Below are 24,574 nucleotides of genomic sequence, written 5' to 3' on the forward strand. Positions count from 1 at the left end.
GCCGGGAATAATTTTGTGCTCACATCATGAAATTATCCGCTTAAGTCTTTCCGTTTACTGTGAGCGACATTTTTACTTTTTGCAGGCAAATCTTAATATTTATGAAAATTATATTTTGTATATCAAATATGAGTACCAGTACGTCGAATCTTCAGCCATGGCTGACAATATATAACGTAGCACAATATTTAAGTAACAATGGATTTGACATACATATTATCACAGATGTTAAAAATCCTGAAAACATAAAAAATATAAATATTCATATCGTAAAAAGCTTATTGAGTAACAATTCAAAAGAAATTATCAATATTGTTGATTCTATCGACCCTGAATATATTGTTGTAAGTGTTACTCCATTTAGTTTGTTGTTTAATACATGGTATGATAAACTTAATGGTATTAAAAAAATCGCTTTTTTTTCATATTCTCTTTATACAAAAAAAGAAATATTAAAATCTTTGAAGTTTATTAATTTGAAAAATAGGTTTGAATTTGGGAGAGAGTTAATCATTCCTACTCATTTTTCTCTTTCAATATTATCAAAAAAATTTGATTTTGCCGTATGTCAATCAAATCGGACTTATAATCGTGTTAAAAGGCATTTAAAAGATTTCATAATATACAAAATAGATCCAGGCATTGTTTTGGAAGACTGGGAATACGAGAATAAAACATTTTCAGATCAAACCTTGTTTTTATACACGGGATCTCCCAAAAAAATCAGAGGGTTCTATACGTTATTAAAAGCCTTTAGCTTGATTTCACAAGAAAATGTTCGTTTAAAAATTTTGGCCCGAGGTACAGAGCCAGAAGCTCTGCATTGCATTGAAAAATATATTCGGCAGAAGAAGCTTGGACACAAGGTTTCTTTGGTTGGGGGCTGGATCGATCGGGCAACCCTCAACAAGGAATTATTGCATGCCGATCTGCTAACCCTTCCTTTTGTCCTGGTTCCCGCAGAGCTTCCTGTCACGCTCATGGAATCCATAGCCAGTGGGACACCTGTGCTGGTCACCGACATAGACGGCCTGCCGGATGCAGTGGGTAGGGCAGGGTTGGTTGCTCCCCATGCCGATATAGCCGGTCTGAGCAAGGTTATGCTCCATTTTCACCAGAACGTTGCTGAAAAAAAACGATTGCATGACGCATGTCACCATCAAAGAAGCAACATGAAATCATGGAACGATATTGGGAAGCTATGGGAACAAGCATTGAAACGACACGTATGAAACCTCCGGCACATAAATTATTTTTTGTGGTTGGTGTTGATGGTTCAGGGAAAACAACGATTACAAATGAAGTCGTGAGGATTTGTCGTGAAAACAATATCCCTTGTCAAAATATATGGTCACGATTCAATAATTATTTTTCATTGCCAGTGATTGGTGTCACGAAGCTTTCAGGCCATTGTTATTACAAAATGATCATGGGCAAACCTATGGGGTTTCATGATTATGAAAATTTACCTGTTCTCAGGGAACTGTTTTTTTTCCTGCAAATAATAGACGTAAATATTGCGACATTTTTCCGCATGACAAGAAAGGTAAACGATCAAATGCTCACCATTTGTGAAAGAGGACCTTATGATACTTTTGTCGATGTTCTTGCTGATACACGATTAAATACCAAAAAATATTTTAATCTTGAACGCCTGTTTTGTTTTCAGGTCAAAAAAGACACCCAGGTTATATATATCAGACGAAATTATGAGAATATCATACGTACTCGACCAGAATTGGTGTATGATAAAAAATTGCCATTTCGCATAAAAATGTATGAGCAATTAGCTCAAAAAAAATCATGGCATATAGTCGATAACAATGGTCCACTAGAAAAAACGCAAAAAAAAATTCAACAAATTATTTTTGAAAGTTGAGGAATACATGAAACCAGTACGCAGTGGATGGCGGATTTGGCCTGTTGTTATTATTATTCGTTACTGGATTATTCAGGGAATGCTGTTTATGAATAATATTGAACGAATACATCGGTTGTGTTTGGAAGCGATCTTTTTTGGAGTCATTTTTGCCTTAATGATTGTATTGGATATGCCTTATGCTGTTGTAACATCACTTATTTTGGCACATAGTTGCTCTTTTTTTTTCAATGGTCATGTGTTTGCCATGATGGCCCATGATCTCTTCTGGTTTAGTCTTTATAAGGATAAAAGAAAGTTTTTGAGATACCTGGATGACATGTACCAGCGGATGAATGCCTTGCAGCCTGCATATATTGAAGGAGTTGTATTTTTTGGGTCACTCGCTCGAGGGGTTTTCCGAGAAACATCGGATTTGGATGTCAGGTTCATTTCAAAGCCAGGTTTCTGGAACGGAATCAAATCGTCTCATTTAGTCTTCAAAGAACGGTTGCATGCATTGATGGCAGGATTTCCCATTGATACGTATATGTTTGCTTGTGAAAAGGAAATAAGAGAGAAAATGGATGTCATAAATGAACACCCCGTATCTCTTTATAACTCAAATGGAAATTTGAAACATATCCTTCCTGAAACACAGTCCTTTCAAAGATTCAAGGAAATCATTTCATAAGATGAAAAAAATATTTAAAACAAAAAAAGCAATGGTTATAGGAGCCGGTGGAGGACATTTGACTGAGGCTCTTCTTGCTACTGAATCTTTGATTATTCCTCGTGTAATTGTTACTTTTAAATTACCTCATACTTCAATATCATTAAAAGATGAAGTGTGTTATTTTGTCGTCGATCCACATAAAAATTTGTTAAAGTTTTTTTTTAATGCAATTCAAAGTCTGATTCTGGTAGTAAAAATACGACCATGCGTGGTTATCAATACGGGTGGAGGAATCTCCATAGCCTGTTCTCTTTGTGCCAAGCTTTTGGGTGCCAAACTTGTGTTTATCGAATCCGGGGCACGAGTGATAACGCCTTCAAGGACCGGCAAGTTTTTATACAGGTTTTCCGATTTGTTTATTGTGCAGTGGTCAAACCTGCTACAGTATTATCCGAACGCCGTTTATGGAGGTGTGTTGATTTGATAACCGTTTTGTTGGGCACAAATCCTTATTCCTTTGAAAGGTTAATCAGGCAAGTTGATCAAATTGCTTCTAACCATAGTATGCAATTTTATGTTCAGCTTGGTAATACACAGTTGGTTCCTCGATTTTGTGAATATGATAGATTTGTTGAACGAAAGATATTATTGCAAAAAATAATGGAATCAGATGTTATTGTTTCTCATGGAGGATTTGGGAGTATACATGATGCTTTGGTATGTAAAAAGCCTGTTGTTGCTGTTCCTAGACAACCTCGATTTGGCGAATCTCAAGATATACAAGAAGAGTTGGTAAGAGAACTTGAAAAAGATAAAAAAATAATTGCTGTATATGATATTAATCAGTTATATGAAAAAATTCAAAATGCTTATGCAAAACATATTGATTATGATTCAAGAAATAGTATTTGCAATATAATAAATGATTTTTTGAAAAAAATGTTATAGTATTTTAAAATAAAAAGAATGGGTGTTGTAAATATGAAAAGAATTGTAGTAACTGGAGGTTCTGGGTTTATTGGGACTCATTTTATTGCATTATACAGATCTGCATACGATGAAATGGCAAATATAGATTTTAAGCCGCCCATGTTGAACGAACAGGCTGATCTATGGCATGATATCGATTTGTTGGATTATGAGAAACTCGAATCCTTTTTGCTCGCATTTCAGCCGACCCATATCCTCCATTTGGCTGCAAGAACGGATCTCGATGAAAAAAAAAGTATTGCAGGGTATGCCGCCAATATTGATGGGGTCCGTAATCTACTTAAGGCAGGTAAAAAAGTTCAGGCACTCGAACGAGTTGTTATTGCCTCAAGTATGCTGGTTTGTAAGGTCGGACATATACCACAATCTTCGCATGAATATTCTCCTGGGAATTTATATGCAAAAAGCAAGGTCGAAACAGAATTGATTACAAGGCACGCGAGCATGCCATGCACATGGACAATCGTCCGACCGACAACCATTTGGGGGCCGTATCATCATGGACTGAAAAATGGTTTTTTTACTATCTTGCAAAAAAAAATCTATTTTCATCCAGGAAAAAATGAATGCTTGAAATCATATGGTTATGTGAAAAATACTGCTTATCAAATACAGGAAATTTTTAATTCTGCAAAAGAAAAAGTACATAAAAAAACAATATATCTTGCTGATGAACCCATTAAGCTTCATGAGTGGGTGAATGCATTTTCCGAACGGCTCATCGGGAAAAAAGCATACTCATTGCCATATCCACTTATGAAGTGTGCAGCTGTTTGTGGCGACATTGCAGAAGTTATTATCGGTAAAAAAATGCCAATGAATACCTTTCGGTTGAAAAATATGACTACTGATAATGTCGTGAACACCTCGCATATTAAAAATTTATGTCCTTCTTTGCCTTATAGCCAGGAGGATGGGGTCGAAGAAACGTGTTTGTGGCTTCAAAACTGCAACAGGGAAATGTGATTCTTTACAAATAGACCATGACCACAACAAATACGAGAAAACAATGGGTTGATACTGCAAAAGGGATAGGTATTATTTTGGTTGTCTACGGCCATGTACTTGTTGGCCTTCATAGTTCGCAGATCAAAATTTCACCTGTTTTTTTCCGGAATTCTTTTGACTTTATCTGGTCTTTTCACATGCACCTGTTTTTCTTTTTGGCAGGAATGTTTGCCATACAAAGTTTGGAGAAACGAAATCGACGTGTTTTTGTGATGCATAAGGTCAGGATGATTGCTTATCCTTATTTTTTATGGTCTCTTGTCCAGGGATTGTTGCAAGTAATCATGGGTGCATACGTCAATAGCAGTCTTTCTTTTGCTGATATACTCAAGATACCCTATAGACCGCTTCCCAATCAACATTTTTGGTTTTTGTACGTGTTGTTTGTTTTTTTTGTCATTATGGCTTTTTTCTATACAAATAGATTTTCTCTTGTTTTATTGTCTGTAACAGCAATTGTGTTATTTTTTTTACCTTTCTCTTCAGATATCAGAGTTCTGCAAAAAATAAAGGTATTCTTTGTGTTTTTTATGATCGGAGCACTATCGTCAAAAATTGATTTGGAACGTTTTTTGATTGTAATTAAAAAGAAAATCAATTTTTTTAAGATTTTATCTTTGGCTTTGGTCCATATGATGCTGTTCTTTATTGTTTATAATTATTACAGAGATAATATTTCATTTTTTTTCTTTAGCTTATTTGGAATTTTTAATGTAATTATGTGTTCATGCTTTCTGGATAAAATTTTAAAATCAAATATGATAAATTTTATTGGAAAATATTCGTTGCAAATTTATATATTGCACTCGATGTCTTTGGCTTCTTCACGAATATTTTTATATCGTTTTTTAGGAATTGAAAATATTTTTTTACATATTATTCTTGGATTTATTTGTGGTCTTTGCCTGCCGCTATGGATTGGTTACATTGTTCACCAAAAAAATTATAACTATATTTTTCGTTTTGACCATTAATAAATATGAAAATTTCTGTAATTACAGTAAGTTACAACTCGCAGTGTGTCATCGTAAGATGTATTTGCAGTGTATTGGCGCAAAACAAACCATTTGAATATATTGTTATTGACGGCAATTCTACAGACAAGACTCCATGCATCGTAAAAAAATATCAAAATCACATTGATACATTCATATCAGAGGAAGATGATGGCATATACGATGCTATGAACAAGGGTATTCATGAAGCCCAAGGTGAAATAATCGGTTTTATCAACTCTGATGATTTTTATCATGATTCGCGTGTTTTTCAAAATGTATATGCTGCATTTCAAGAGACTGGTTGCGATTCATGCTATGGTGATCTCATTTATGTGGATACAAGATACCGACCTGTGCGCCACTGGAAATCAGGAGCTTTTCGGCGCAACAAGCTGTATTGGGGGTGGATGCCGCCTCACCCGACCTTTTTTGTCAAGAAATCGATTTTTGATCGTTACGGAGGGTTTGACGCTTCCTTTGGTACTGCAGCCGATTATGAGCTGATGGTCCGTTTTTTGGTACGCCACCGCATTTCATGTACGTATATTCCCAAGGTTTTGGTGTGCATGCAAACAGGCGGCGCCAGTAACGTCAGTTTGAAAGCTCGCCTGGCAGCCAATCAAAGCGATATGGCCGCATGGGAAAAGAACGGTTTGCATTCGTGTACGTATACAACATTTTGTAAGCCTATGAGAAAATTGTATCAATTTTCGACTCTATTGAGGTCTTCGTCCAATGTCTAAAAAATATGTTATCGACATATACTATAAAAATGTTGTTTTTTTTATGGTATATTTTATTGTCGTATTTTGTATCCACTACAATAATATTTTGTATTTGATTGGAGTTGACTGGAATAGAACAGATTTTGACTATTGTATATTGGTTCCTTTTATCTTTATGGTTATCCTTTTCAAAAAACGTTTTTATATTGCAGATATTCCGTCTATCCCGTCCATATCAGGATTAGTTGTAATCGGATTGGGAGCTTTCCTGTCAGTTGTTGGTGAACTTGCAGGTGAATATCTGCTATCGTATTTGGCTTTGTGGCTTTTGGTTCTTGGTTTTTTCTGGACCCTGTGGGGTTCGAATAAAACAAGACGTTTGTTGCCATGTTTTCTCTTGCTGCTTACCATGTTTCCCCCGCCCGAGTACCTGTACGCTCGCATGACCCTCAAAATGCAGATCGTATCTTCCGTGTTGGCTGAAAAAATGCTTCATTTTATTGGTATTCCGGCATATCGCGAGGGAAATATTATTGATGTCGGGACAACCAAGATCCAGGTCGTGGCTGCCTGTAGCGGATTGAGATACCTGATTCCTGTTTTTATCGTTTCATTCACCATGTCTCTTTTGATGGATACCCAAAAAAGGACGCCCAAAATCCTGTTGATGGTTTTGTCTGTTCCCCTGGCGATTTGCATGAATGGTTTGCGCCTGGCGTTTACCGGGTACTTGAGCAGGGCACAGGGGCTGTGGGCGATTGAAGGATTTTATCATGATTTGATAGGGTGGGTATTTTTCGGTCTTTCAATTGTTGTTTTGCTTGTCATCATGTCCATGCTGGATTCGTCCAAGGTCTCGACGGATCACGAAAGTACGATGACGTTTGGATTGAAAGGGTTTGGCAATATTGATCTGAGATACCCCAATGATCTGTTCGCTTCTCTTTCTCTTTGCCTTGTTCTTTTTCTGTTTGTTTTCCTGTCTTTCAAAACTGTGAACAATGAACATTATGTCGATAAAGTATCTTTTAACTCATTTCCCCTGCATCTTGGATCATGGCATGGGAAAAAATCTGTCATTCCTCTGGATATGCTGGATGAATTGAATTCATCAAATTATGCTCTTGTTGATTATGAGAACAATGCAGGTGATGCAATCAATTTTTATATCATACATTATACTCATCAAACAAAGGGAAGTTCCATTCATTCTCCAGAAACATGTTTTCGAGGAGGGGGGTGGCAATTTGTACAGACTGATCGTGTGCAAGTCGCCAAAGGCCATTATGCCAATCGATCAATTTTGGCTAATAATGAAAAGCAGGTATTATCGTATTTTTGGTTTATCTGTAGAGGGAGGAATCTTACCAATGCTCTGGAATTGAAATTTTACAACTTTTGGGATCGGTTGCTTTCAGGAAGGTCTGATGGATCATTGGTGCGCATTATCACGCCCATTATTGACGGAGATGTTTCTTCTGCTGAGGCGAGAATGAGAAATTTCATGCAGCAACTTCTTCCCTTACTTGACGTGTATGTCGCTAACAACACGTAGGCATATGAATTATCTTATAGCCTTTTATCTTGAATTTTTTGTTGTCACTCTGCTTATGCCTTTTGCGATCAAGGCCGCGTATCGTATGGGTATTGTAGACCTTCCTGGATACAGAAAGGTTCACTCCAATCCGATCCCTCGCATTGGTGGTGTGGTCATCGCGATCAGTGTATTGCTTGTTTTTTGTTTCATATCTTCAAAATCATTGTTCTTATATGTTTTTATGGTTTCTGGAAGTCTGATTGTAATTGCTGGGCTGATAGATGATTGTGTTTGTTTGAATTACAGATATAAATTTATTGCTCAAGCAGTGGCATCATGTTTTTTTGTTGTCGCTTCGGGAATGCATATTCCATTTCTTGAAACATTATTTGGTTTTGAAGGTCCACTGTCTGTTTATGCTGACATCTTCATCACATCTGTTTTTATTATCGGGGCGATAAATATCATCAATTTGTCTGACGGATTGGATGCTCTTGCTTCAGGACTGGCCATCATATCCTTTTTTGTCATTATTTTTATCGCCTATGAGTCCCAGCGCAGCGATATCTTGAGTATTGCCATCCTGATGATAAGTTCCATGCTGGCATTTATGCGATTCAATGTTTTTCCAGCCCAAATTTTCATGGGAGATACAGGGAGTCAATTTATCGGGTTCACATTGGGTGCATGTATTGTTGTCCTTTCTTGCACCAACAATTTTACGGTACTCAATATCGGCATTATTCCGTTTCTTCTTGGTATCCCTTTTCTCGACACACTAAATGTCATTTATTTGCGACTACTTGAAAGGAAAAATCCTTTTTTGCCAGATAAAAATCATATACATCATAAACTGGTGGCAATGCATTTGACGCAATACCAGGCTGTTGGTTGTATGTATGTGGCCCATTTTGTCCTGTTGGGTTTCGGATTGGCCATGCGTGGGTTGGAGCCGCTGTTCATTATCTTCATCTATATTCTTTTTGCGTTTCTTTCTCTTTTTGGATTGAATAGAATCAATTTTTCCGGCGTATTGAACTTTTTTTCAAAAATTCACCATCTGTCTGTATTTCAAATTCGAATAGGACAATCCTCGATTACCTTGTCCCGCTATTCTATTTCACGGTTTTTTTGGCATCTTTTTTTTGCTTTTTTGAGTTGTTACTATGTTTTTTTTTCCGCAACCATGACAACAATTGATGTTTCTCTGCTTTCTGTTTTTGTTGTTGTCTTATTGCTATCTTTGTTTCTATGCATTGTTTGCAAATATGATTATATAGTATTTTATAAAATCATGTTTTATTTTTTCAATATGGTTATATTGATATATTCAAATGACCATTACCTTTTTGAGATGAATAATGGATTGATTTCCATAAGCTTGATCGATGTGTTTATCATATCCATTTTTTTCTTATATTTCGTTTGTATAAGTCTTACGTCGGAAAAAGTGCCTGTCAATTCAATTGATTTTTTGATGCTTATCGGACTTTTTCTTCTCATTTTTGTTTCAGCATATGAATCAAGTATGTTGTATTTTCTTCAGATGTTGTTACGATTTGTTCTCATGAGTTTTTTTATCAATCTCATTTTTTCAAGATTCGAACGCAACATGAAATATGTTACCGTGTTGATGATTTATTTATTTTTTGTATTTATTGTTAAAGCCATTGCTGCATAAATCATTTTGAGGTCACCATGAAAATTCGGATATCTTTTGCGTGTATTCTGATGGTATGTTGTATGTGTATTGCTTGTTCAGATCACAATGAGGATAGGGATAAATTTTATAACCTTGCTCAAAAAACATTTGAAGATAAACAATACGATGATTCATTGGTGCACATCAAGAATGCTTTGCGAATTGATCCTCATTTTGCACCTGGATATATTCTTGTGGGAAAAATCGCTCTTGAGAAACGTGATTTTGTCCAAGCAAAAGATAATTTTGTAAAGGCTATTGCCAGTGAACCTGATTCGCTGGAGGCCAATCTCGGTCTTGTAAAATCGTTTATTTATCTTAACCAGCATGAAAATGCCAAGCAATACATCAATAATGTTCTTCGATTGGAACCTGATAATGACGATGTAAAATTTTTGCAAGGAATTATCTATTATCGTGAGGGTCGCTTTGATGAATCTTTGCAGGTAGTGTCTTCTCTCCCCGAATCCAAACGCACAACCACGGAGTATTATCTTCTGGGCCAAAACTATATCAAACTTCATAAACTTGACGATGCATTGAACATCCTTACGCGTGGGCTTGATGCGCCAGGTGGAAAAATGTCCCTGCATCTTGCTCTTGGGATGGTCTATGAATCCATGCAGGATTTTGAAAATGCCTCGGTCCATTATGAATATCTTGCCATTCAGGGAAAACAGAATGAAGCCTACCGATATTCCCTGGCCCGATTCTATGTGCGAACAGGTCAACATCAACGAGCTCAGGAAGTTTTAAGAAAATTAGCCCGGGAAAAATATGATTTTGATGCCCTCAAGGCGTTGTCAAATATTTTTATTGCTGAAAATGACCTCAGCAATGCTGAGCAGTGCATCCTTGATTATGAAAAAAAATATCAGGATAAGGATGAATTGAAAATATTTTTGATAGAATTTTATATAATGCATAATGAATTTGATAAGGCTCTGAGTAAAATTTATAATGAAATGTATGGTGCAGATTCTTTGCATACCAAGAATAAGTATAGAAAATTGCTTGTAACCATTTTTAATATTAAGAAGAATCAACCCAAAGTTCATGAATACATGCAGGATATCATCAAAGATGATCCTTCTGATTGCGATGCTTTGTTTTATTTTGCAAATGCAGCTTTGTTGGATGGAGATATCGATCAGGGTATTTTTCAGTTCAGACAAGTAATCCATCTTGAGCCTCATAAAGACCGTGCCTTTGTGGCCCTGGCCAGGCTTTATTTATCTCGTGGCGACGAGACCATGGCGCGTCAGATTCTCATGGATTGCATTCAAAACAACAACTCCCCCGCAGCCCGCATCTTATTGTCTCAACTCTACGAAAAAAACAATCAACTGGATGATGCCATTCAGCAACTCACGTCTATTCCAGGTATTTTTTCATCGCGTCTGGAGCTGTTTCAGAAATTGATTCGGTTGCAGATAAAAAATAAACATTTTTCTCAAGCAGAACAAAACCTTGTTGATGCTTTAAGCGTGGAGGCCTATCAGGAATTTTCCGTTCTGACATTGGCAAAACTTTTTGCGCGACAGGGTAATACGATTAAATCTCATGAGTTTTTGGACAAATACATAGATAAAAATGCCGATAATTCTTTATTGTTGGAACAAAAAATTGGTATTTTTATCTCAAAAAATGAATTTTCCAAAGCAAGTGCATATATAGACAACAAAGTTGCCGACAAATCTTTGCAGTATTATTTGTACGGGAATCTTTTTACGGCTCAACAAAAGATTGACGAAGCAGTTGATATGTATTCAAAATCATTCGATTTAAAAAACAGACGATCTGTTTTGATGAAATTATTGCATGTGTATACAAAAGAAGAAAAGTATGCTCAGGCAATAGAACTTGCTTCTACGTATATACAGTCACATGAAAATGATTTTCGCCTAGCGTTTTTACTCGGATATCTTCATGAAAAAATGAATCAATATGACTCGGCCCGCCAGTTTTATCAACTCGCTTTGGAAAAAAATCCTCATTTTTTCCCTGCGGTCAATAATCTTGCCTACCTTTATGCCAATCATTTTCCAACAAAGAAGAATCTTGAAGCGGCACTAACGCTTCTCAAGCAGGGAGGGTTCTCCGCGGACACGCCGTTTCTGGATACCCTGGGATGGGTTTATGCCCAGCTCGGACACACTGAAAAATCCATAGCCCTCCTGAAAACCATTGTTGCCCAGTCAGAACCTTCTCCCTTGGTATGCTATCATCTTGGAGTGGCTTACCTGCAGAACGGGCAAGGAGATCTTGCCAGGGAATGGCTGAACAAAGCCGTTAACGCTGAAGACAGTTTCCCTGAAAAGCATATTGCCCGCAAACTTCTCAAGGAGATTGCAGGTTAGCAACGTGGTGGTGTCATATTCAAAGCATAAAAAAAGAGTCCCTATGGGGACTCTTTTTTCGTCGGTAACGCAATCATGCTTCGTTGTTACTAGAATGGCGTATCATCCATCTCGCTTACTTCTGAAGGAAAGATGGGTCCGGTATCTTCCGACTGCATGCTTTCTGGAGTGGACATGGATTGTTGCGTGAATCCTGTTTGAGGTGCCTGGACGTAGCCGCCACCGCCTCCGGCATTTTGAGGCTTGGGATCCAACGGGGTGATGCGAAAAGCCTTGATTTCCGTCCTGTAGCGTTTGTTTCCCTGCTGATCTTCCCACGAGCGGGTCTGCAAGCTGCCTTCCACAAAAACAAGTCGCCCCTTGGCCAGATAATTCTGGCAAAATTCGGCCTGTTTTCCCCATAGAACAATCTGGTGCCATTCCGTCCGATCGACCTTCTGACCATCTTTGACATACCCTTCATCCGTGGCCACGGTTATATTGCAGACGGCCATTCCGGACTGGGTGTATTTTATCTCAGGATCTTTTCCCATTCTCCCGATAATCATTACCTTATTCAAACTGCCGGCCATGAGAGTCACTCCTCTTGTGAAATCGTTGTTGTGATGCGCAATGTATTGATAGCCTCAGCCTCCCATCCGGCTAGGGGAGGGGAGTTTCTTTCTCGAGTTCGTCAAGAAGCTCTTCCAGCTTATCCGAAAGGGTATTTGCCTTTTGGGGATTCCAATCGGCCAAGGCCTGTTCAAGTTCCTGTTTCAGATGTTTGGCTTGTTCCATGCGCGGACCAAGGACGTTTTGTACAGAAGCATCGATCATGTCAAACCGTACCTGATCGACCAGACTGTCGACAAGTTCCAGAACACCCTTTTTGCGGGGCATGCCAAGGGATGGTGATGGTGTTGCAGGAAAGGCCAGTGCATGCAGTTTGGGCCAGGCTTTGGCCATGTCCTCTTTGTCATAGGTATACGCCATGACGCGTATCTGCAGAAATCGGCCCATAGGTTATTCCTCCTCTTCCCATTCGCTCTGGATGCGAGCCACAACTTCGCGAATCGAGGGAAGTTCTTGTTGGGGACAAACTCCGATGAGGGGTTCGTTGCTGTTCACACTTTTGCTTGGCTCGAAATAAATGGTATAGATAAAGCCTTCCTGCCCCTGATAGGGGATGCTGGTTTCACGTTTCATGCGTGAAAGAATGAAAATGTCATCGCCTGGTCGAACAACAACCGACCGACATCCCTTGGCCTTGATTTTGGTGTCTATTTCAGGGCTGAAATAATATTTTCCCTTTTCCGGGGCCCGAAAGAGGTGCAGGGCTTGTTTGAGAATGCGCTGGATGACCTCATCCTTGGTCAGAAAATGGCGGATGCGGAAGATGGGGGTTCCTGCTTCCACAAACGCATTGTGAACATCGGCAATCTCAACGATCATTCCATTTTGGGGCGCATAAATGGGTTTCTTGTTGTGTTCCCGATTGATGGTCCCCAGCAGGGTGCCTGGGTTTTCTTTCCATGTCCCTGAAACTCCGTGAACGCGAGTTCCGGTTTCCTGGATAATGGTCTCCACGATGCCGCAATGAGGAGCCTTGACGGATATCTCCTCATAGGGGGCTTCTTTGAGTTCATGCAACAGATTTTTTATATTGAGCAAGGCTTGAATCCTCTTGATGGTGGGTCCTGCATGTAGACCGGGCTACCGGTAGTAAAGATTGCGTCCACCCATGGTCAGCAGGGCCTGGTGAAGATTGCTGCGGATTTCTCTGCGATCCCAGATACCCTGGATATGCCCCCGAGAGAGGGCCTTGTAGGCTTTGTGATAGTCCGGGGGGATGTCCAGGCCTGTTGTTTCCTTGATGACTCCGGGACCGGCAAATCCTATGTTGGATGATCGAACCGCGAACTGATAGGGAGAGCATCCCAGAAAACTCGCAACAGGGCCAGCATATGAGTTGTTGTCATAAAGAACAATGTACAGCCCACCGGATTCCAGATATCTGCGCACGGCCATGGTACACCGGGGCATCTGGATGACGCCGTTGGTGCCTTCCTGAATGCGGATGCCAGCCGTGCCATGTACATAGGCAAGAAAGGGCAGATGGCGCTTGCGAGCCAATTCAATGGCTCGGATGAACTTTTCCCCTTCGGCAGCGCCCACGCTGCCGCCTCTGAATGTGGCCATGAACATGGCCACATTCAAGGTAATCCCCTTGATGCGGGTTTCAAAGGTCATGCATCCGCTTTTTTGGCCGGTCTTTTTTTTGGCCTCTTCCAGTTTGAGGTCAAGTCCCTCGTAATGCAAGGGGTTGCCGGCTTCAAGTTGCTGATTGAATTTGAAGATGGAGCCTGGATCAAACACGTTGTACAGATACCATTCATATTCCATGGGAAAGTGATGGCCGCAAAAAGCGCAAACGCCGGCATTTTCATCAAACAGATCCGGTGCCCATTGATCCAGACAGCCATGCTGCGAGCTGTTGGGACAGGTTATGGTCCGGTCCCGCTTGGCCTGGGGGCTGACATAGGCCCACCCGTTGCCGGTATTGCCGGGCCGTGCTTCCCATGAGGACAATGTGGTCAGTTCTTCCTTGATTTCCTTGTCCTTGCGATGAATAAATGGAAGTTTGTCCTTGAGGCGTTTGCGCCAGTATTTTTCCGACCGATCAACAAGCACCTGGAGTTCGGCCTGGACATCTTCAGCCAGCCGGGACACTTTTCGTTGATGCTTGGCAAAGAAATCATAGCGGAAAAATGAATAGATACCCCATCCAAAGTCGTAAATACCATCGTACCCCTTGCGCCAGACCGACCGCTTGTCCTTGAAGGCCTTTTGGGTCATTTTACGGTATTTCTTGTATCGTCTCCATATCAGACGATCTTTGGCCCTGGACGTTAATCCCCAGCGGACATAAACGTCATCGCTTTCTAATTTTCGCAGAGCCAGACTGCGCAACAGCTTCATGCCCCTGACGTCAAGGACGAGTTCATCGGTGCTACGGATAATCTGGCGACGCAACTCCTTGAAAAAATTAAAATGATTTGGTCTTGCCCCAAGATCAGGTTCCTTGATGATCCCATCTATGGTACCTAGGGCGAGATTGTCGGTTGCCGTGATTTTGAGTTGGCTGGCGCATTTTTCAATCAACCCTTGCGTGGCTCGTTTTCCCGCACGCAGTCTTCCCTCAATGGCAGCAGCTCCTTCGGGAGAGATGACAGAATAATACCCGTGGGAAAGCATGAGGCGGGTGTCAGCCAGGCCTATGGCTTCGGCTCCACCCGATCCTCCCTCTGATATGACGGAGATAATTGGTACGCGTATCCCGGCCATTTCATAAAGGTTCTTGGCAATTTGCTGGGCCGCACCCGGGTAGTCTTCAAGAGGGTAGGCCCCTGGAGTGAAGATGAACGTATGGATGGGGATGCCTTCGGTTTCGGCAACCTTCATGTAATGAAGGGCCTTGGCGTTTCCCCACGGCTTGACCGAGCCGCCATTGCGAAATTCCTGCCCGTGTCCCTTTTCCTGACCAATGACCATGACAGGCTGGTGATAGATTTTTTTCCCTCGCCGCCGAGTGATGTAGGCCCTGGCAATCAGCATGCTGGGATCTATACTGCACTCATCCTGACCGCCGATTTCGGTATAATTGTCATAAACGTTTTCCAGGATGTCCTTGAGGCAGATGCGTTGCGGATGGCGGACAATGCGGACCTTGTCCATGGGGGTTAGTTGATATTCAAGCTTTTTTTCCAGAAACGTGAAGAGGTCTTCCAGCGACCGGAAATGCCTGATGGCATCCTTGGAAGCCAGATCATGCTGTTTATGCATGAATTCCGTTAGTTTGGAGTCCAAGAGCCGTATGTTTTCATTCTCTTTGGAACCGAAGACATCCTTGATATATGTCAGCCGTTCCTGGAGTTCATGCAATTGCTTTTCTATATCCATACAATCCGAATTGAGTTGGAGTGTTTATTGTTGCGAAGCAGCGGTTGCCACCATGAAGGCATGTTCAAAACAGGAGAATGTTCGCGGTCATTTCCTTGAGATATTCCACGTTGGAGCGCAGGGGTTCTCCCGAAGCATTGCGCCCTTCAAGCTGCAATTGTTCAAGAAAGGTTATGCCGCGTTGTTTGGCTTGTTCCAGGTCGGCTCCCCAAATGATCGCCAGGGCGAGATTGGGATCGTATTCCGTCGGTATTTCATAGGTGGTATGCAGGGGGACATGGGTGTATACGTCCGCCCACAGTTTTTGTTCCCACGCAAATTTTTCAATGGTCCCGACCCAAGGCGCAAATCCGTTGTGCGGGTCTTCGGCAATAATGCGGTACTCGATCCCCACGCCTTCAAAAGAAACATCCTTTTGGGTGTACCCGAGGGGTTCGCCCAGCCCAAGCCGGATCTGTTCAGCTATGATGTCCACTTTCTTGACATTGCGACGCCGGGCAATGGCCGCTGAAACCCCGTTTTCAACCTGGATTCTCGTGTTGACCTCCATGAGGAATGGTTCTCCCGTGGGGCTGACAATCCACTCCCAGGTTCCCACATTATCATAGCCGACTTCACGGGCCATGCGCAATGAATATTCCGTGATGTCGGCCATGACTTTTTGGGCGTCAAATGCGTACGAAATCTGCTGTGGCGTAAATCCCGGTGCAACTTCGAGACGTTTTTGGCGTCCTGTGCTCTGGATAGAGCAATTGCGGGTGCCGTAGTGCACAATGTGCTTGCCACTTCGGTCCGCCACGATCTGGACCTCGAGATGGTTGAAATCAAAGATGCGTTGTTCAATGAGTACGCCGTCATCCCGGAACTGGCGTTTGGCGTAGTTTCTGATCGAACGGAGCACGGTTCTGAATTTGTCGAAGTCATCAACTTCCTCAATGCCCATACCGCCGCCGCCAGCCGATGCCTTGACCAGAACAACGGGATTGGCAATGCCCTGTTCTTTTTGGAAGGCAAAGAGGTTTTTGGCCAGTTCTTCGGCCTCAATCTCGTCGTGCATGGGACGATCTGATCCCGGAACCGTGGGGATACCCAGCCGGCGCGCCAGTCGCTTGGTGTTGATCTTGTCTCCCAGCTCGCGGATGACCTGCCATGAGGGGCCGATAAAAACGAGTTTTCTTTTGCGCTGGACCGCGCGTCTGGCAAACCTGTAATCCTCGGCAAAAAAACCGTAACCGGGGTGAATGGCCGTAGCTCCGGAGGCATCGGCCACGGCAAACATTTCATTGGCATCCAGATAGGAACTGATGGCATAAAGGCTTTTTCCCTTGCCCAATTCCCGGGCCAGACTGCAATGACGTGAGTGTTTGTCGACCTCGGTATGCACGCAGACAAAATCCAGGCCGAGCTTGACACATGCCTGGATGATGCGCACAGCGATTTCACCTCGATTGGCGATGAGTATTTTATGTTTTTTGCGTATCACAATAGTGGCTTCTTTGTTTTTCGTTGATCTGTTGTTTTTGAATTTCCAGTATCAATTTGTCGAGCAGGATTTCCGTGCGTGGGGGGAGATTAATAAAAGCTCCGCCAAGGCTTGAAGGCGTTATATGCACACATTGCATGTCCACTTTGTCAATGAGCACCTTACCGTTTTGGATGATGGCAATCTCAAGGATCATATTGGGAGCGATTTTGGGTGCATCCTGACTGTTCTTGGCAATGCTGATACCTCCTGCGCTGATGTTGCGAATGGGAAAAAGCTGGCCAGATGGTCCCAAGCGAATGGATAATTGACCACGTGGAGTGACCCGCAGGGTTTTTCGTTGCGAGCTCGGCGTGTACTCAATGGTGAAATCATTTGTTCTCACGGCAGGGTCCCTCCTCCAATCATTTTTTCCAGAATAAACTCGACTCGTCTGTTTTTGGCGCGATTTTCCGGAGTGTTGTTGGGAAATGCCGGCTGAAAGGAACCCATTCCTGTGGCCGTCAGCCGTTGGGGCTTGATGCCGAGTTTGAGTAACAGTTTGAGAACGGCTACCGCGCGCATGGACGACAATTCCCAGTTGTCCTTCCAGCGGCCTCCTGGTGCAGGCACCAGGTCGTCTGTATGCCCTTTGATATTGATTTTGAGGTCATGATGAATCAGAAAATAGTCTTTAAGTAAACTTATGACCCGAATGGCTTCCGGGGTCAATGTGGCAGAATTGGATTTGAAAAGGGTATCTGCCGGAGCTTTGAGAGTAATGATGCCTGATTCGAGATTCGCTCCGATAATACCCTCAATACCATGTTCTGTGCTGAACTGTTGAAAGCTGGAGAAGTTGTTTTCCTGTTCCGCCATGATTTGACGGTATTTCTGGACTTCATCCATGAAGACGCCGTTTGCATCATTCTGGAGAACAATGGGACTACCCGTGACCGTACCCAAAGCTGCCTTGATGGATGAAAATGAAGCCAAATATTTTCCTTTGTCTATATAGGACATGGAATAGAGCAAGACAAAGAAGACCAGAAGTAGGGTGGTCAGATCGGCAAAGGTTGTTTGCCAGGTTTGGAGCTCCTCTTCCTCTTCGTCGTTCTGGTTGAAATCGTTGAGGTCATCTATCATAGCGCCTTTCCTGTGGGGGTACGAATGATGAGAGTTTGTCGTAGACAGTACGAGGGTTATTGTTCTCGAGAATACATTTTGCGCCTTCAAAAATGATCTCAAGATGAAGGCTTTCGTGGAGACTCCTGCTTTTGAGTTTTCCAGCCAAAGGTTGAAAGATGAGTGTCGACATAATGGTGCCGTAGAAGGTAGTCAATAGCGCAACGGCCATGGCCGGTCCGATGGCTGAGGGGTCACTCAATCTTGAAAGCATTTGTACAAGCCCAATGAGTGTACCGATCATGCCAAAAGAAGGGGAATAGGTTGCTAATTTTTTGAAAACATCCTGACAGATGGCATGACGTTTTTTCATGGAGGCGATTTCAATGCGCAGAGCATCCCTGATGACGTTAGAATCAGCATTGTCCGCAATGAGCAGGCAAGCTTTTTTGAGAAAAGGATTTTGCGTCTTGATGTTTTCAAGGGCCAGCAAGCCTTCGCGTCTACTTATCTCGGCTATGCGCACCATGGTGGTGACAACTTCATTGGTTGTTGTCTTTCTTGAACTGAAAATTTTGATGGCCGCTTTGATGGATTGGACAATTTCTCCCATCGGGAAGTTGACACACGTGGCTGCAAAACTTCCCCCCACGACGATCATCATGCCGGGGATATTGATGAAAATAGCTGTTGTACCTCCCAGTACAATTGCTCCGATGACCAACGAAAAACCAATGATGATCCCAAAAAGAGTTGCAATATCCATTCGTTTTTTTTATTTTTTTAAAGTTCGTTGTGCAAAGTGATCTGGCAGGCAAGTTTGACATATTGCCTGGACAGTTTACCTCAACCTAAAGGTTTAATCTTCATGCAAAAAAGCAAAAAAGTCCAGACCGCTGTCAATCATATTCAAAAAAGATTTGCTCCTGGTTATTCTCCTGTGCTCGGCATTACTCTGGGAAGTGGGCTGGGTAGCTTCGTGGACATGTTCTCATCGGCACTGTGGCTTGATTTTGAGGACATTCCGGGATTTCCCCGCTCGACCGTCAAGGGCCACACCGGCCGCCTGGGTATTGTTCGGCATGGACAAACAGATTGCCTAGTTCTCCAGGGGCGCAACCATTTGTATGAGGGCTATTCCCCTGATGAGGTCTGCTTTGCAACCAGGGTGCTGGCCGGTCTTGGCGTGAACACGATTATTTTAACCAATGCAGCTGGTGCCCTCAACCCACTTTTTGAAGTGAGGGGCATCATGCTCATTACGGATCATGTCAATCTTATGGGCACCAACCCTCTGGTGGGAGCCAATGTGGATGCCTGGGGACCGCGTTTCCCGGACATGACCGAGGTGTATTGCCCTGTTTTGCGTGACAAGGTACTGGATGTGGCTCTGGATGTGGGCGTTAGGTTGGAGCAAGGGGTGTATGTCGGCGTTCATGGCCCCTGTCTGGAGACCCCGGCTGAAACGCGGGCGTATCGTCTCTTGGGTGGGGACGCCATTGGCATGTCCACGGTTATGGAAGCAATCGCTGCTCATCATATGGGTGTCAAGGTCATAGGCCTTTCGTGTCTGACAAACAAGAATCTCCCGGATTGTATGGCCCAAACCTCCCATGATGCCATCCTGGAACAGGCGAATCGCACGGCAAATAATTTGACAAATGTTTTACAGGCCATCATCGTGTCCGGCATGTTTGCCTCGTGAACGTTTGTGACGTATATTATGACATGATTGTTGTTGTGGCAGAAATCATGGGCTGTATTAGCTGACCGGGTATCTAGAGAGATGACTTTTTTCCCCGTAGAACTTTCCAGGATATTTGCATCGCCACGGCATTTGGCCGTCCTGTTTGATCCGTTGCCTGTCGGGGTCGCCGTCATCTCTCCGGACTTGCAGATTCTGTTCATGAATACGGCCATGGAAGGCCTGACCGGATTCAACCGAAGCGCCATTCAGGGCAAACCCTGCTATCATGTGTGCCGTGGCAATTTGTGCATGGAACAATGTCCGGTGAAAAATCACGAGGTGGGGACGGAAAGCATCTGTCTTGACGGCAATATCTTGGACAAGAATCGGCAGAAGATTCCCACGCGGCATACCCTTGCCACCATTCGGGATAAGGCCGGCACCCTGCTGGGTTACATGGATGCGGTTGAAGATCTTCGTCCGGCTCGGCACGTAGAAGAGACCAAGATCGAGTCCTCGGGATACAAGCAGATCATTGGTCAATGTCCTTCCATGGACAAGGTTTTTCAGATTCTTCCGGTCATTGCCCAGACGGATTCATCGGTACTCGTTACCGGAGAAACAGGCACTGGCAAGGATCTTGTGGCCGAGGCCATCCATCAGCACTCGGCTCGGGCCAAGGGGCCATTCATCAAGGTCAATTGCGGCGCCTTGCCGGAAAATCTGCTTGAATCGGAATTATTTGGTCACCGTAAGGGTGCCTTTACCGGTGCCGTGGAAAACAAGCCGGGATGGTTCAAGCTGGCCCACAACGGCACCTTGTTTTTGACGGAAGTGGGGGATCTCCCCATGGCCCTACAGGTCAAGCTGTTGACCTTTCTTGATGACAAGGTCATTTACCCTCTGGGCAGTACCCGCGGAAGAAAGGTCAATGTCCGGGTCATTGCCGCCACGCACCGGGATCTTGAAGCCATGGTCAGGGACCACCGGTTCCGTCAGGATCTCTTGTTCCGGCTGAACGTCATTCGGGTGGAAATGCCGCCATTGCGTGACAGGGGTGAGGATCTGACCCTCTTGATCAACCATTTTGTTCGCCAGATGGCCGAACAGCTCAAGAAAAATATCATCGGATTTGATGCCGAGGCCATGCGGCGGCTCGCTTCCTATTCCTTTCCCGGCAATGTCCGGGAACTTCGTAACATTATTGAGTATGCAGTCACAGTATGTCAGGGCCAGGAGCTGGGTATGCGGCACTTGCCCGCGTATGTGCGTGACCTTGAGACCGAGCATTCTTCCCCCCAGCCGGTTGAGTCCCCTCTTTCCCAGAGCCATTTCCAGTCAGTGTATGCCGTGGAGAACTGGGAGGTTATGGAACGACAAATGATCATGGACGCTCTGGTCCGTGCCGGCGGACGCAAATCCCGGGCAGCTGACATGTTGGGGTGGGGCCGGTCCACGTTGTGGCGTAAAATGAAAAAGCACCAGCTGGACTAGTTTTCTGAAACCCCGATCTGGTTATCATGACAGGACTTCCAGGACTGTATGCTGTATGCAATCCTTGGCATATTCCCTCTGTCGTAAGCCGCAAACCTACCTGGAGCGTTCCTGTTCTTGTGCTTTTGGGCATAGCTCTGGTTGTGCGGGATTGGGTTGCATGCCTGTGCGTTGGAGGAGAACGCATCCATGAAGATTCTTGTACCTGTTTCCGGTGGCGAGGTGGCCCCCCGGTTTGATATGGCGCCCGAAGTCCTTATTGTCACAACCGATGACAACAACACTGTCGTTGCCACCCGTACCATGGTGCTGCCCCAGGCCTCGGCCGATGACCTGTGTTCCCTCATCCTTACTGAACGCATTGATGTGGTCGCCTGCAACGGTATAGAGGAGGAGTACTACCGTTTTCTGACCTGGAAAAAGATCAGGGTCGTGGATTCCATCATGGATACGGTGGAAAACGCCCTTGAGCTTGTTTGTTCGTCATAACGTTCCTGCTTGCAGCCTATAGCGTTACCCCGATATCTTCTTGAACTCCATGCATTGTCCCCTTTGTGGTCACCATGAGGTGAGCCTGTTTTTTGCCGACAGGGTTCGGGAATATTATTGCTGTTCCCGATGTCAGCTCGTTCATGTGCCGTTGCGGTTTCATCTTGATCCTTCGGCGGAAAAGGCAAGATACGACACCCACCGCAATGATCCCGCGGATGAGGGGTATCGTTGTTTCCTGTCCAGGCTTGCCCGACCCTTGCAGGCAGTGGTGCCGTCTGGATGCCAGGGGCTCGATTTTGGTTCCGGGCCGGGACCGACTCTTTCGGTCATGCTTGAGGAAATGGGCTACCAGGTTGCCATCTATGACAAGTATTACGCCTGCAGGCCAGAACTGCTCACCCGGACATACGACTTCATTACTGCAACCGAAGTTGTGGAGCACCTGAGTGATCCAGCCGGGGAACTCGACAGGTTATGGGCCTGTTTGCGTCCCGGCGGAGTACTGGCCATCATGACCAAGCTGGTTTTGGACCAACAGGCCTTTGCCAACTGGCATTATATACGCGATCTGACCCATATCAGTTTTTTCTCCCATCCGACTTTTATCTGGCTGGCAACGCATCTGTCCGCGCGCCTGAATAGGGTGGACAAGGACGTGATCATGCTTCACAAACCGCTTTGTTCGGATGTCACTCCCGACGTTCCGGACAATCCAACCATCAACCAACCGGAAACACATCATTTATGAGCGACGAACCCAACAAGATCATCTATTCCATGGTCCGGGTGACCAAACACCACGACAAAAGGCCAATCATCGAAGACATTTCCCTTTCCTTTTTTTACGGGGCCAAGATTGGGGTGCTCGGTTTGAATGGAGCGGGAAAAAGCACGTTGCTACGGATCATGGCCGGAGAAGATCAGGATTTCGGAGGGGAGATCGTGGCTTCTCCCGGGTATTCCATCGGATATCTGGAGCAGGAACCACGTCTTGATCCGGACAAGAATGTCCGGCAGATCGTGGAGGAGGGCGTGGGGGAAACCGTTGCCCTGCTTGAGGAGTTCAATGCCATCAATGCCCGGTTTGCCGAACCCATGTCCGATGATGAAATGACCAGACTCATAGAGTGGCAGGGTGAGGTCCAGGAACGTCTGGACGCATGCGATGCCTGGGAGCTTGATTCCCGTCTTGAAATGGCTATGGATGCCCTGCGGTGTCCCGAGCCCGAAACCCCCATCAGGGTTCTTTCGGGCGGCGAAAAACGGCGGGTCGCCCTGTGCCGGTTGCTGCTCCAGAAACCCGATATTCTTCTCCTGGACGAGCCCACCAACCATCTGGATGCCGAGTCCGTGGCCTGGCTGGAACACCATCTCCAGCAGTACGCGGGAACGGTCATTGCCGTGACCCATGACAGATATTTTCTGGACAATGTGGCCGGGTGGATTCTGGAACTTGATCGTGGCCGGGGTATTCCCTGGAAGGGCAATTATTCCTCCTGGCTGGAGCAGAAACAGCAACGCCTGGCCATGGAGGAAAAACAGGAAAGCGCCCGACAGAAGACCCTCAAAAATGAACTTGAATGGATACGCATGTCTCCCAAGGGACGGCATGCCAAATCCAAGGCCAGAATCACGGCCTACGAGTCGCTCCTTGGGCAGGGCAAGCGCGCACAGATCAACGACATGAGCCTGTTCATTCCACCGGGTCCCCGTCTTGGTGATATGGTCATTGAGGCGGATCAGGTCACCAAGGGGTATGGCAACACGATTCTGGTGGAGGATATGAGCTTTTTGCTGCCTCCCGGTGGCATTATCGGGGTCATTGGACCCAATGGCGCCGGGAAATCAACCTTGTTCAAGATGATTACCGGACAGGAACAACCGGACAAGGGAACGATCCGGGTAGGTGAATCCGTACGCCTGGCCCATGTGGATCAGGAACGCGAACGCCTTGATCCGGAAAAAACCGTTTGGGAAATGGTTTCAGGCGGATCGGATATCCTCACTATCGGCGGTCGTGAGATCAATTCCCGCGCCTATGTGGGCAAATTCAATTTTTCCGGAGCGGCCCAGCAGAAAAAGGTGGGCATGCTCTCGGGCGGGGAACGAAATCGCTTGCACCTGGCCCTCATGCTCACCAGGGAGGCCAATGTGCTCCTGCTGGATGAACCGACCAACGATCTTGATGTGAACACCATCCGGGCCCTGGAAGACGGTATCGAGAACTTTCCGGGATGCGCGGTGATCATTTCCCATGATCGCTGGTTTCTGGATCGCATTGCCACCCACATCCTGGCCTTTGAAGGCGACAGCCGTGTGGTCTGGTTCGAGGGCAACTATTCCGAATACGAAAGGGACAAGCGCAAACGACTGGGCAAGGATGCCGAGATTCCCAAGCGAATCCGCTACAGGCATCTGACCAGATAGGGCTGTTTGTCCTGCCCCTCCGTCAGGGTGGAGTGGGACAGGTTTTGACTGATCGTTTTATTGATGCACGCAGCCGGGGCATCCGGGTGATACG

Annotated in this window: 24 protein-coding genes; 16 read left to right on the top strand and 8 right to left on the bottom strand. The window is 44.5% G+C overall.

Annotated features, from left to right (window positions below; all coding sequences use genetic code 11):
• The first annotated feature begins 128 nt into the window (after positions 1-128).
• Genes DPF_RS09215 through DPF_RS09265 form a run of 11 tightly spaced genes read left to right on the top strand, consistent with a single transcriptional unit; the run spans position 129 to position 11,854 of the window.
• Positions 129-1,232 carry a glycosyltransferase family 4 protein gene (locus DPF_RS09215; protein WP_176724221.1) on the top strand — a complete coding sequence of 368 codons (1,104 nt, stop codon included), beginning with the start codon at positions 129-131 and terminating at the stop codon, positions 1,230-1,232.
• Positions 1,181-1,879, top strand: a complete 699-nt coding sequence (locus DPF_RS09220; protein WP_141721103.1) for a hypothetical protein — start codon at positions 1,181-1,183, stop codon at positions 1,877-1,879. The genes DPF_RS09215 and DPF_RS09220 overlap by 52 nt, the downstream gene beginning before the upstream one ends.
• Before the next feature lie 7 nt (positions 1,880-1,886).
• Positions 1,887-2,552, top strand: a complete 666-nt coding sequence (locus DPF_RS09225; RefSeq protein WP_069859347.1) for a nucleotidyltransferase domain-containing protein — start codon at positions 1,887-1,889, stop codon at positions 2,550-2,552.
• Between the two features lies 1 nt (position 2,553).
• The gene (pssD, locus tag DPF_RS09230) at positions 2,554-3,018 is read left to right on the top strand and encodes a PssD/Cps14F family polysaccharide biosynthesis glycosyltransferase (protein WP_083254605.1); all 465 of its coding nucleotides are present in this window, start codon (positions 2,554-2,556) and stop codon (positions 3,016-3,018) included.
• Positions 3,015-3,482, top strand: a complete 468-nt coding sequence (locus DPF_RS13750) for a glycosyltransferase (protein WP_176724222.1) — start codon at positions 3,015-3,017, stop codon at positions 3,480-3,482. Before pssD ends, DPF_RS13750 begins: the two co-directional genes overlap by 4 nt.
• A 33-nt stretch (positions 3,483-3,515) precedes the next feature.
• Positions 3,516-4,490 (top strand): NAD-dependent epimerase/dehydratase family protein, encoded by a 975-nt coding sequence (locus tag DPF_RS09235; protein ID WP_069859350.1) that lies wholly within the window; start codon positions 3,516-3,518, stop codon positions 4,488-4,490.
• 17 nt (positions 4,491-4,507) lie between these two features.
• Positions 4,508-5,506, top strand: a complete 999-nt coding sequence (locus DPF_RS09240; RefSeq protein ID WP_069859352.1) for an acyltransferase family protein — start codon at positions 4,508-4,510, stop codon at positions 5,504-5,506.
• 5 nt (positions 5,507-5,511) lie between these two features.
• Entirely contained in the window at positions 5,512-6,273 is a 762-nt protein-coding gene (locus DPF_RS13755) for a glycosyltransferase family 2 protein (protein ID WP_083254608.1), read from the top strand.
• Entirely contained in the window at positions 6,266-7,810 is a 1,545-nt protein-coding gene (gene xrtD / locus DPF_RS09250) for a VPLPA-CTERM-specific exosortase XrtD (protein ID WP_083254609.1), read from the top strand. Before DPF_RS13755 ends, xrtD begins: the two co-directional genes overlap by 8 nt.
• A 4-nt stretch (positions 7,811-7,814) precedes the next feature.
• The gene (locus DPF_RS09255; protein WP_176724223.1) at positions 7,815-9,473 is read left to right on the top strand and encodes a glycosyltransferase family 4 protein; all 1,659 of its coding nucleotides are present in this window, start codon (positions 7,815-7,817) and stop codon (positions 9,471-9,473) included.
• Between the two features lie 17 nt (positions 9,474-9,490).
• The gene (locus tag DPF_RS09265) at positions 9,491-11,854 is read left to right on the top strand and encodes a tetratricopeptide repeat protein (RefSeq protein ID WP_083254611.1); all 2,364 of its coding nucleotides are present in this window, start codon (positions 9,491-9,493) and stop codon (positions 11,852-11,854) included.
• A gap of 89 nt (positions 11,855-11,943) precedes the next feature.
• Here DPF_RS09265 and DPF_RS09270 read toward each other — a convergent pair whose 3' ends face one another.
• The 8 genes from DPF_RS09270 to DPF_RS09305 all read right to left on the bottom strand — a co-directional run bounded on the left by DPF_RS09270 (position 11,944) and on the right by DPF_RS09305 (position 19,146).
• Positions 11,944-12,387 carry a single-stranded DNA-binding protein gene (locus DPF_RS09270; protein ID WP_231702163.1) on the bottom strand — a complete coding sequence of 148 codons (444 nt, stop codon included), beginning with the start codon at positions 12,385-12,387 and terminating at the stop codon, positions 11,944-11,946.
• A 109-nt stretch (positions 12,388-12,496) separates the two neighbouring features.
• On the bottom strand, positions 12,497-12,853 hold the full coding sequence (locus DPF_RS09275; RefSeq protein WP_069859366.1) for a hypothetical protein: 357 nt from the start codon (positions 12,851-12,853) through the stop codon (positions 12,497-12,499).
• A gap of 3 nt (positions 12,854-12,856) precedes the next feature.
• The gene (locus tag DPF_RS09280; protein WP_069859368.1) at positions 12,857-13,504 is read right to left on the bottom strand and encodes a biotin/lipoyl attachment domain-containing protein; all 648 of its coding nucleotides are present in this window, start codon (positions 13,502-13,504) and stop codon (positions 12,857-12,859) included.
• A 42-nt stretch (positions 13,505-13,546) separates the two neighbouring features.
• Positions 13,547-15,793: a carboxyl transferase domain-containing protein gene (locus DPF_RS09285; protein WP_069859370.1), complete on the bottom strand. Its 2,247-nt coding sequence runs from the start codon at positions 15,791-15,793 to the stop codon at positions 13,547-13,549.
• A 64-nt stretch (positions 15,794-15,857) separates the two neighbouring features.
• Positions 15,858-17,276 (bottom strand): ATP-binding protein, encoded by a 1,419-nt coding sequence (locus DPF_RS09290; protein WP_069859372.1) that lies wholly within the window; start codon positions 17,274-17,276, stop codon positions 15,858-15,860.
• Positions 17,257-17,661 (bottom strand): PilZ domain-containing protein, encoded by a 405-nt coding sequence (locus tag DPF_RS09295; protein WP_069859374.1) that lies wholly within the window; start codon positions 17,659-17,661, stop codon positions 17,257-17,259. Before DPF_RS09295 ends, DPF_RS09290 begins: the two co-directional genes overlap by 20 nt.
• Positions 17,658-18,401, bottom strand: a complete 744-nt coding sequence (locus DPF_RS09300; RefSeq protein WP_069859376.1) for an OmpA/MotB family protein — start codon at positions 18,399-18,401, stop codon at positions 17,658-17,660. Before DPF_RS09300 ends, DPF_RS09295 begins: the two co-directional genes overlap by 4 nt.
• Positions 18,391-19,146: a motility protein A gene (locus tag DPF_RS09305; protein WP_069859378.1), complete on the bottom strand. Its 756-nt coding sequence runs from the start codon at positions 19,144-19,146 to the stop codon at positions 18,391-18,393. The genes DPF_RS09300 and DPF_RS09305 overlap by 11 nt, the downstream gene beginning before the upstream one ends.
• Before the next feature lie 102 nt (positions 19,147-19,248).
• Here DPF_RS09305 and DPF_RS09310 point away from each other — a divergent pair, with 102 nt between their 5' ends.
• The 5 genes from DPF_RS09310 (at position 19,249) to ettA (ending at position 24,480) form a co-directional block, all read left to right on the top strand.
• Positions 19,249-20,085 (top strand): purine-nucleoside phosphorylase, encoded by an 837-nt coding sequence (locus DPF_RS09310; RefSeq protein ID WP_069859380.1) that lies wholly within the window; start codon positions 19,249-19,251, stop codon positions 20,083-20,085.
• An 81-nt stretch (positions 20,086-20,166) separates the two neighbouring features.
• Entirely contained in the window at positions 20,167-21,561 is a 1,395-nt protein-coding gene (locus tag DPF_RS09315; RefSeq protein ID WP_069859382.1) for a sigma-54 interaction domain-containing protein, read from the top strand.
• A gap of 189 nt (positions 21,562-21,750) precedes the next feature.
• Positions 21,751-22,050 (top strand): NifB/NifX family molybdenum-iron cluster-binding protein, encoded by a 300-nt coding sequence (locus DPF_RS09325; protein WP_069859386.1) that lies wholly within the window; start codon positions 21,751-21,753, stop codon positions 22,048-22,050.
• A 49-nt stretch (positions 22,051-22,099) separates the two neighbouring features.
• The gene (locus tag DPF_RS09330; RefSeq protein ID WP_069859388.1) at positions 22,100-22,801 is read left to right on the top strand and encodes a class I SAM-dependent methyltransferase; all 702 of its coding nucleotides are present in this window, start codon (positions 22,100-22,102) and stop codon (positions 22,799-22,801) included.
• The gene (gene ettA / locus DPF_RS09335; RefSeq protein WP_069859390.1) at positions 22,798-24,480 is read left to right on the top strand and encodes an energy-dependent translational throttle protein EttA; all 1,683 of its coding nucleotides are present in this window, start codon (positions 22,798-22,800) and stop codon (positions 24,478-24,480) included. Before DPF_RS09330 ends, ettA begins: the two co-directional genes overlap by 4 nt.
• The last annotated feature ends 94 nt before the right edge of the window (positions 24,481-24,574 follow it).

It is taken from the genome of Desulfoplanes formicivorans, assembly GCF_001748225.1.
Lineage (GTDB): Bacteria > Desulfobacterota > Desulfovibrionia > Desulfovibrionales > Desulfomicrobiaceae > Desulfoplanes > Desulfoplanes formicivorans.

Bases quoted from the DNA above. Each gene is read 5' to 3' on its own strand.
- DPF_RS09215 (WP_176724221.1), top strand. From the start codon at position 129: ATGAGTACCAGTACGTCGAATCTTCAGCCATGGCTGACAATATATAAC.
- DPF_RS09220 (WP_141721103.1), top strand. From the start codon at position 1,181: ATGGAACGATATTGGGAAGCTATGGGAACAAGCATTGAAACGACACGT.
- DPF_RS09225 (WP_069859347.1), top strand. From the start codon at position 1,887: ATGAAACCAGTACGCAGTGGATGGCGGATTTGGCCTGTTGTTATTATT.
- pssD (WP_083254605.1), top strand. From the start codon at position 2,554: ATGAAAAAAATATTTAAAACAAAAAAAGCAATGGTTATAGGAGCCGGT.
- DPF_RS09235 (WP_069859350.1), top strand. From the start codon at position 3,516: ATGAAAAGAATTGTAGTAACTGGAGGTTCTGGGTTTATTGGGACTCAT.
- DPF_RS09240 (WP_069859352.1), top strand. From the start codon at position 4,508: ATGACCACAACAAATACGAGAAAACAATGGGTTGATACTGCAAAAGGG.
- DPF_RS13755 (WP_083254608.1), top strand. From the start codon at position 5,512: ATGAAAATTTCTGTAATTACAGTAAGTTACAACTCGCAGTGTGTCATC.
- xrtD (WP_083254609.1), top strand. From the start codon at position 6,266: ATGTCTAAAAAATATGTTATCGACATATACTATAAAAATGTTGTTTTT.
- DPF_RS09255 (WP_176724223.1), top strand. From the start codon at position 7,815: ATGAATTATCTTATAGCCTTTTATCTTGAATTTTTTGTTGTCACTCTG.
- DPF_RS09265 (WP_083254611.1), top strand. From the start codon at position 9,491: ATGAAAATTCGGATATCTTTTGCGTGTATTCTGATGGTATGTTGTATG.
- DPF_RS09270 (WP_231702163.1), bottom strand. From the start codon at position 12,387: ATGGGAAAAGATCCTGAGATAAAATACACCCAGTCCGGAATGGCCGTC.
- DPF_RS09275 (WP_069859366.1), bottom strand. From the start codon at position 12,853: ATGGGCCGATTTCTGCAGATACGCGTCATGGCGTATACCTATGACAAA.
- DPF_RS09285 (WP_069859370.1), bottom strand. From the start codon at position 15,793: ATGGATATAGAAAAGCAATTGCATGAACTCCAGGAACGGCTGACATAT.
- DPF_RS09300 (WP_069859376.1), bottom strand. From the start codon at position 18,401: ATGATAGATGACCTCAACGATTTCAACCAGAACGACGAAGAGGAAGAG.
- DPF_RS09305 (WP_069859378.1), bottom strand. From the start codon at position 19,146: ATGGATATTGCAACTCTTTTTGGGATCATCATTGGTTTTTCGTTGGTC.
- DPF_RS09310 (WP_069859380.1), top strand. From the start codon at position 19,249: ATGCAAAAAAGCAAAAAAGTCCAGACCGCTGTCAATCATATTCAAAAA.
- DPF_RS09315 (WP_069859382.1), top strand. From the start codon at position 20,167: ATGACTTTTTTCCCCGTAGAACTTTCCAGGATATTTGCATCGCCACGG.
- DPF_RS09325 (WP_069859386.1), top strand. From the start codon at position 21,751: ATGAAGATTCTTGTACCTGTTTCCGGTGGCGAGGTGGCCCCCCGGTTT.
- DPF_RS09330 (WP_069859388.1), top strand. From the start codon at position 22,100: ATGCATTGTCCCCTTTGTGGTCACCATGAGGTGAGCCTGTTTTTTGCC.
- ettA (WP_069859390.1), top strand. From the start codon at position 22,798: ATGAGCGACGAACCCAACAAGATCATCTATTCCATGGTCCGGGTGACC.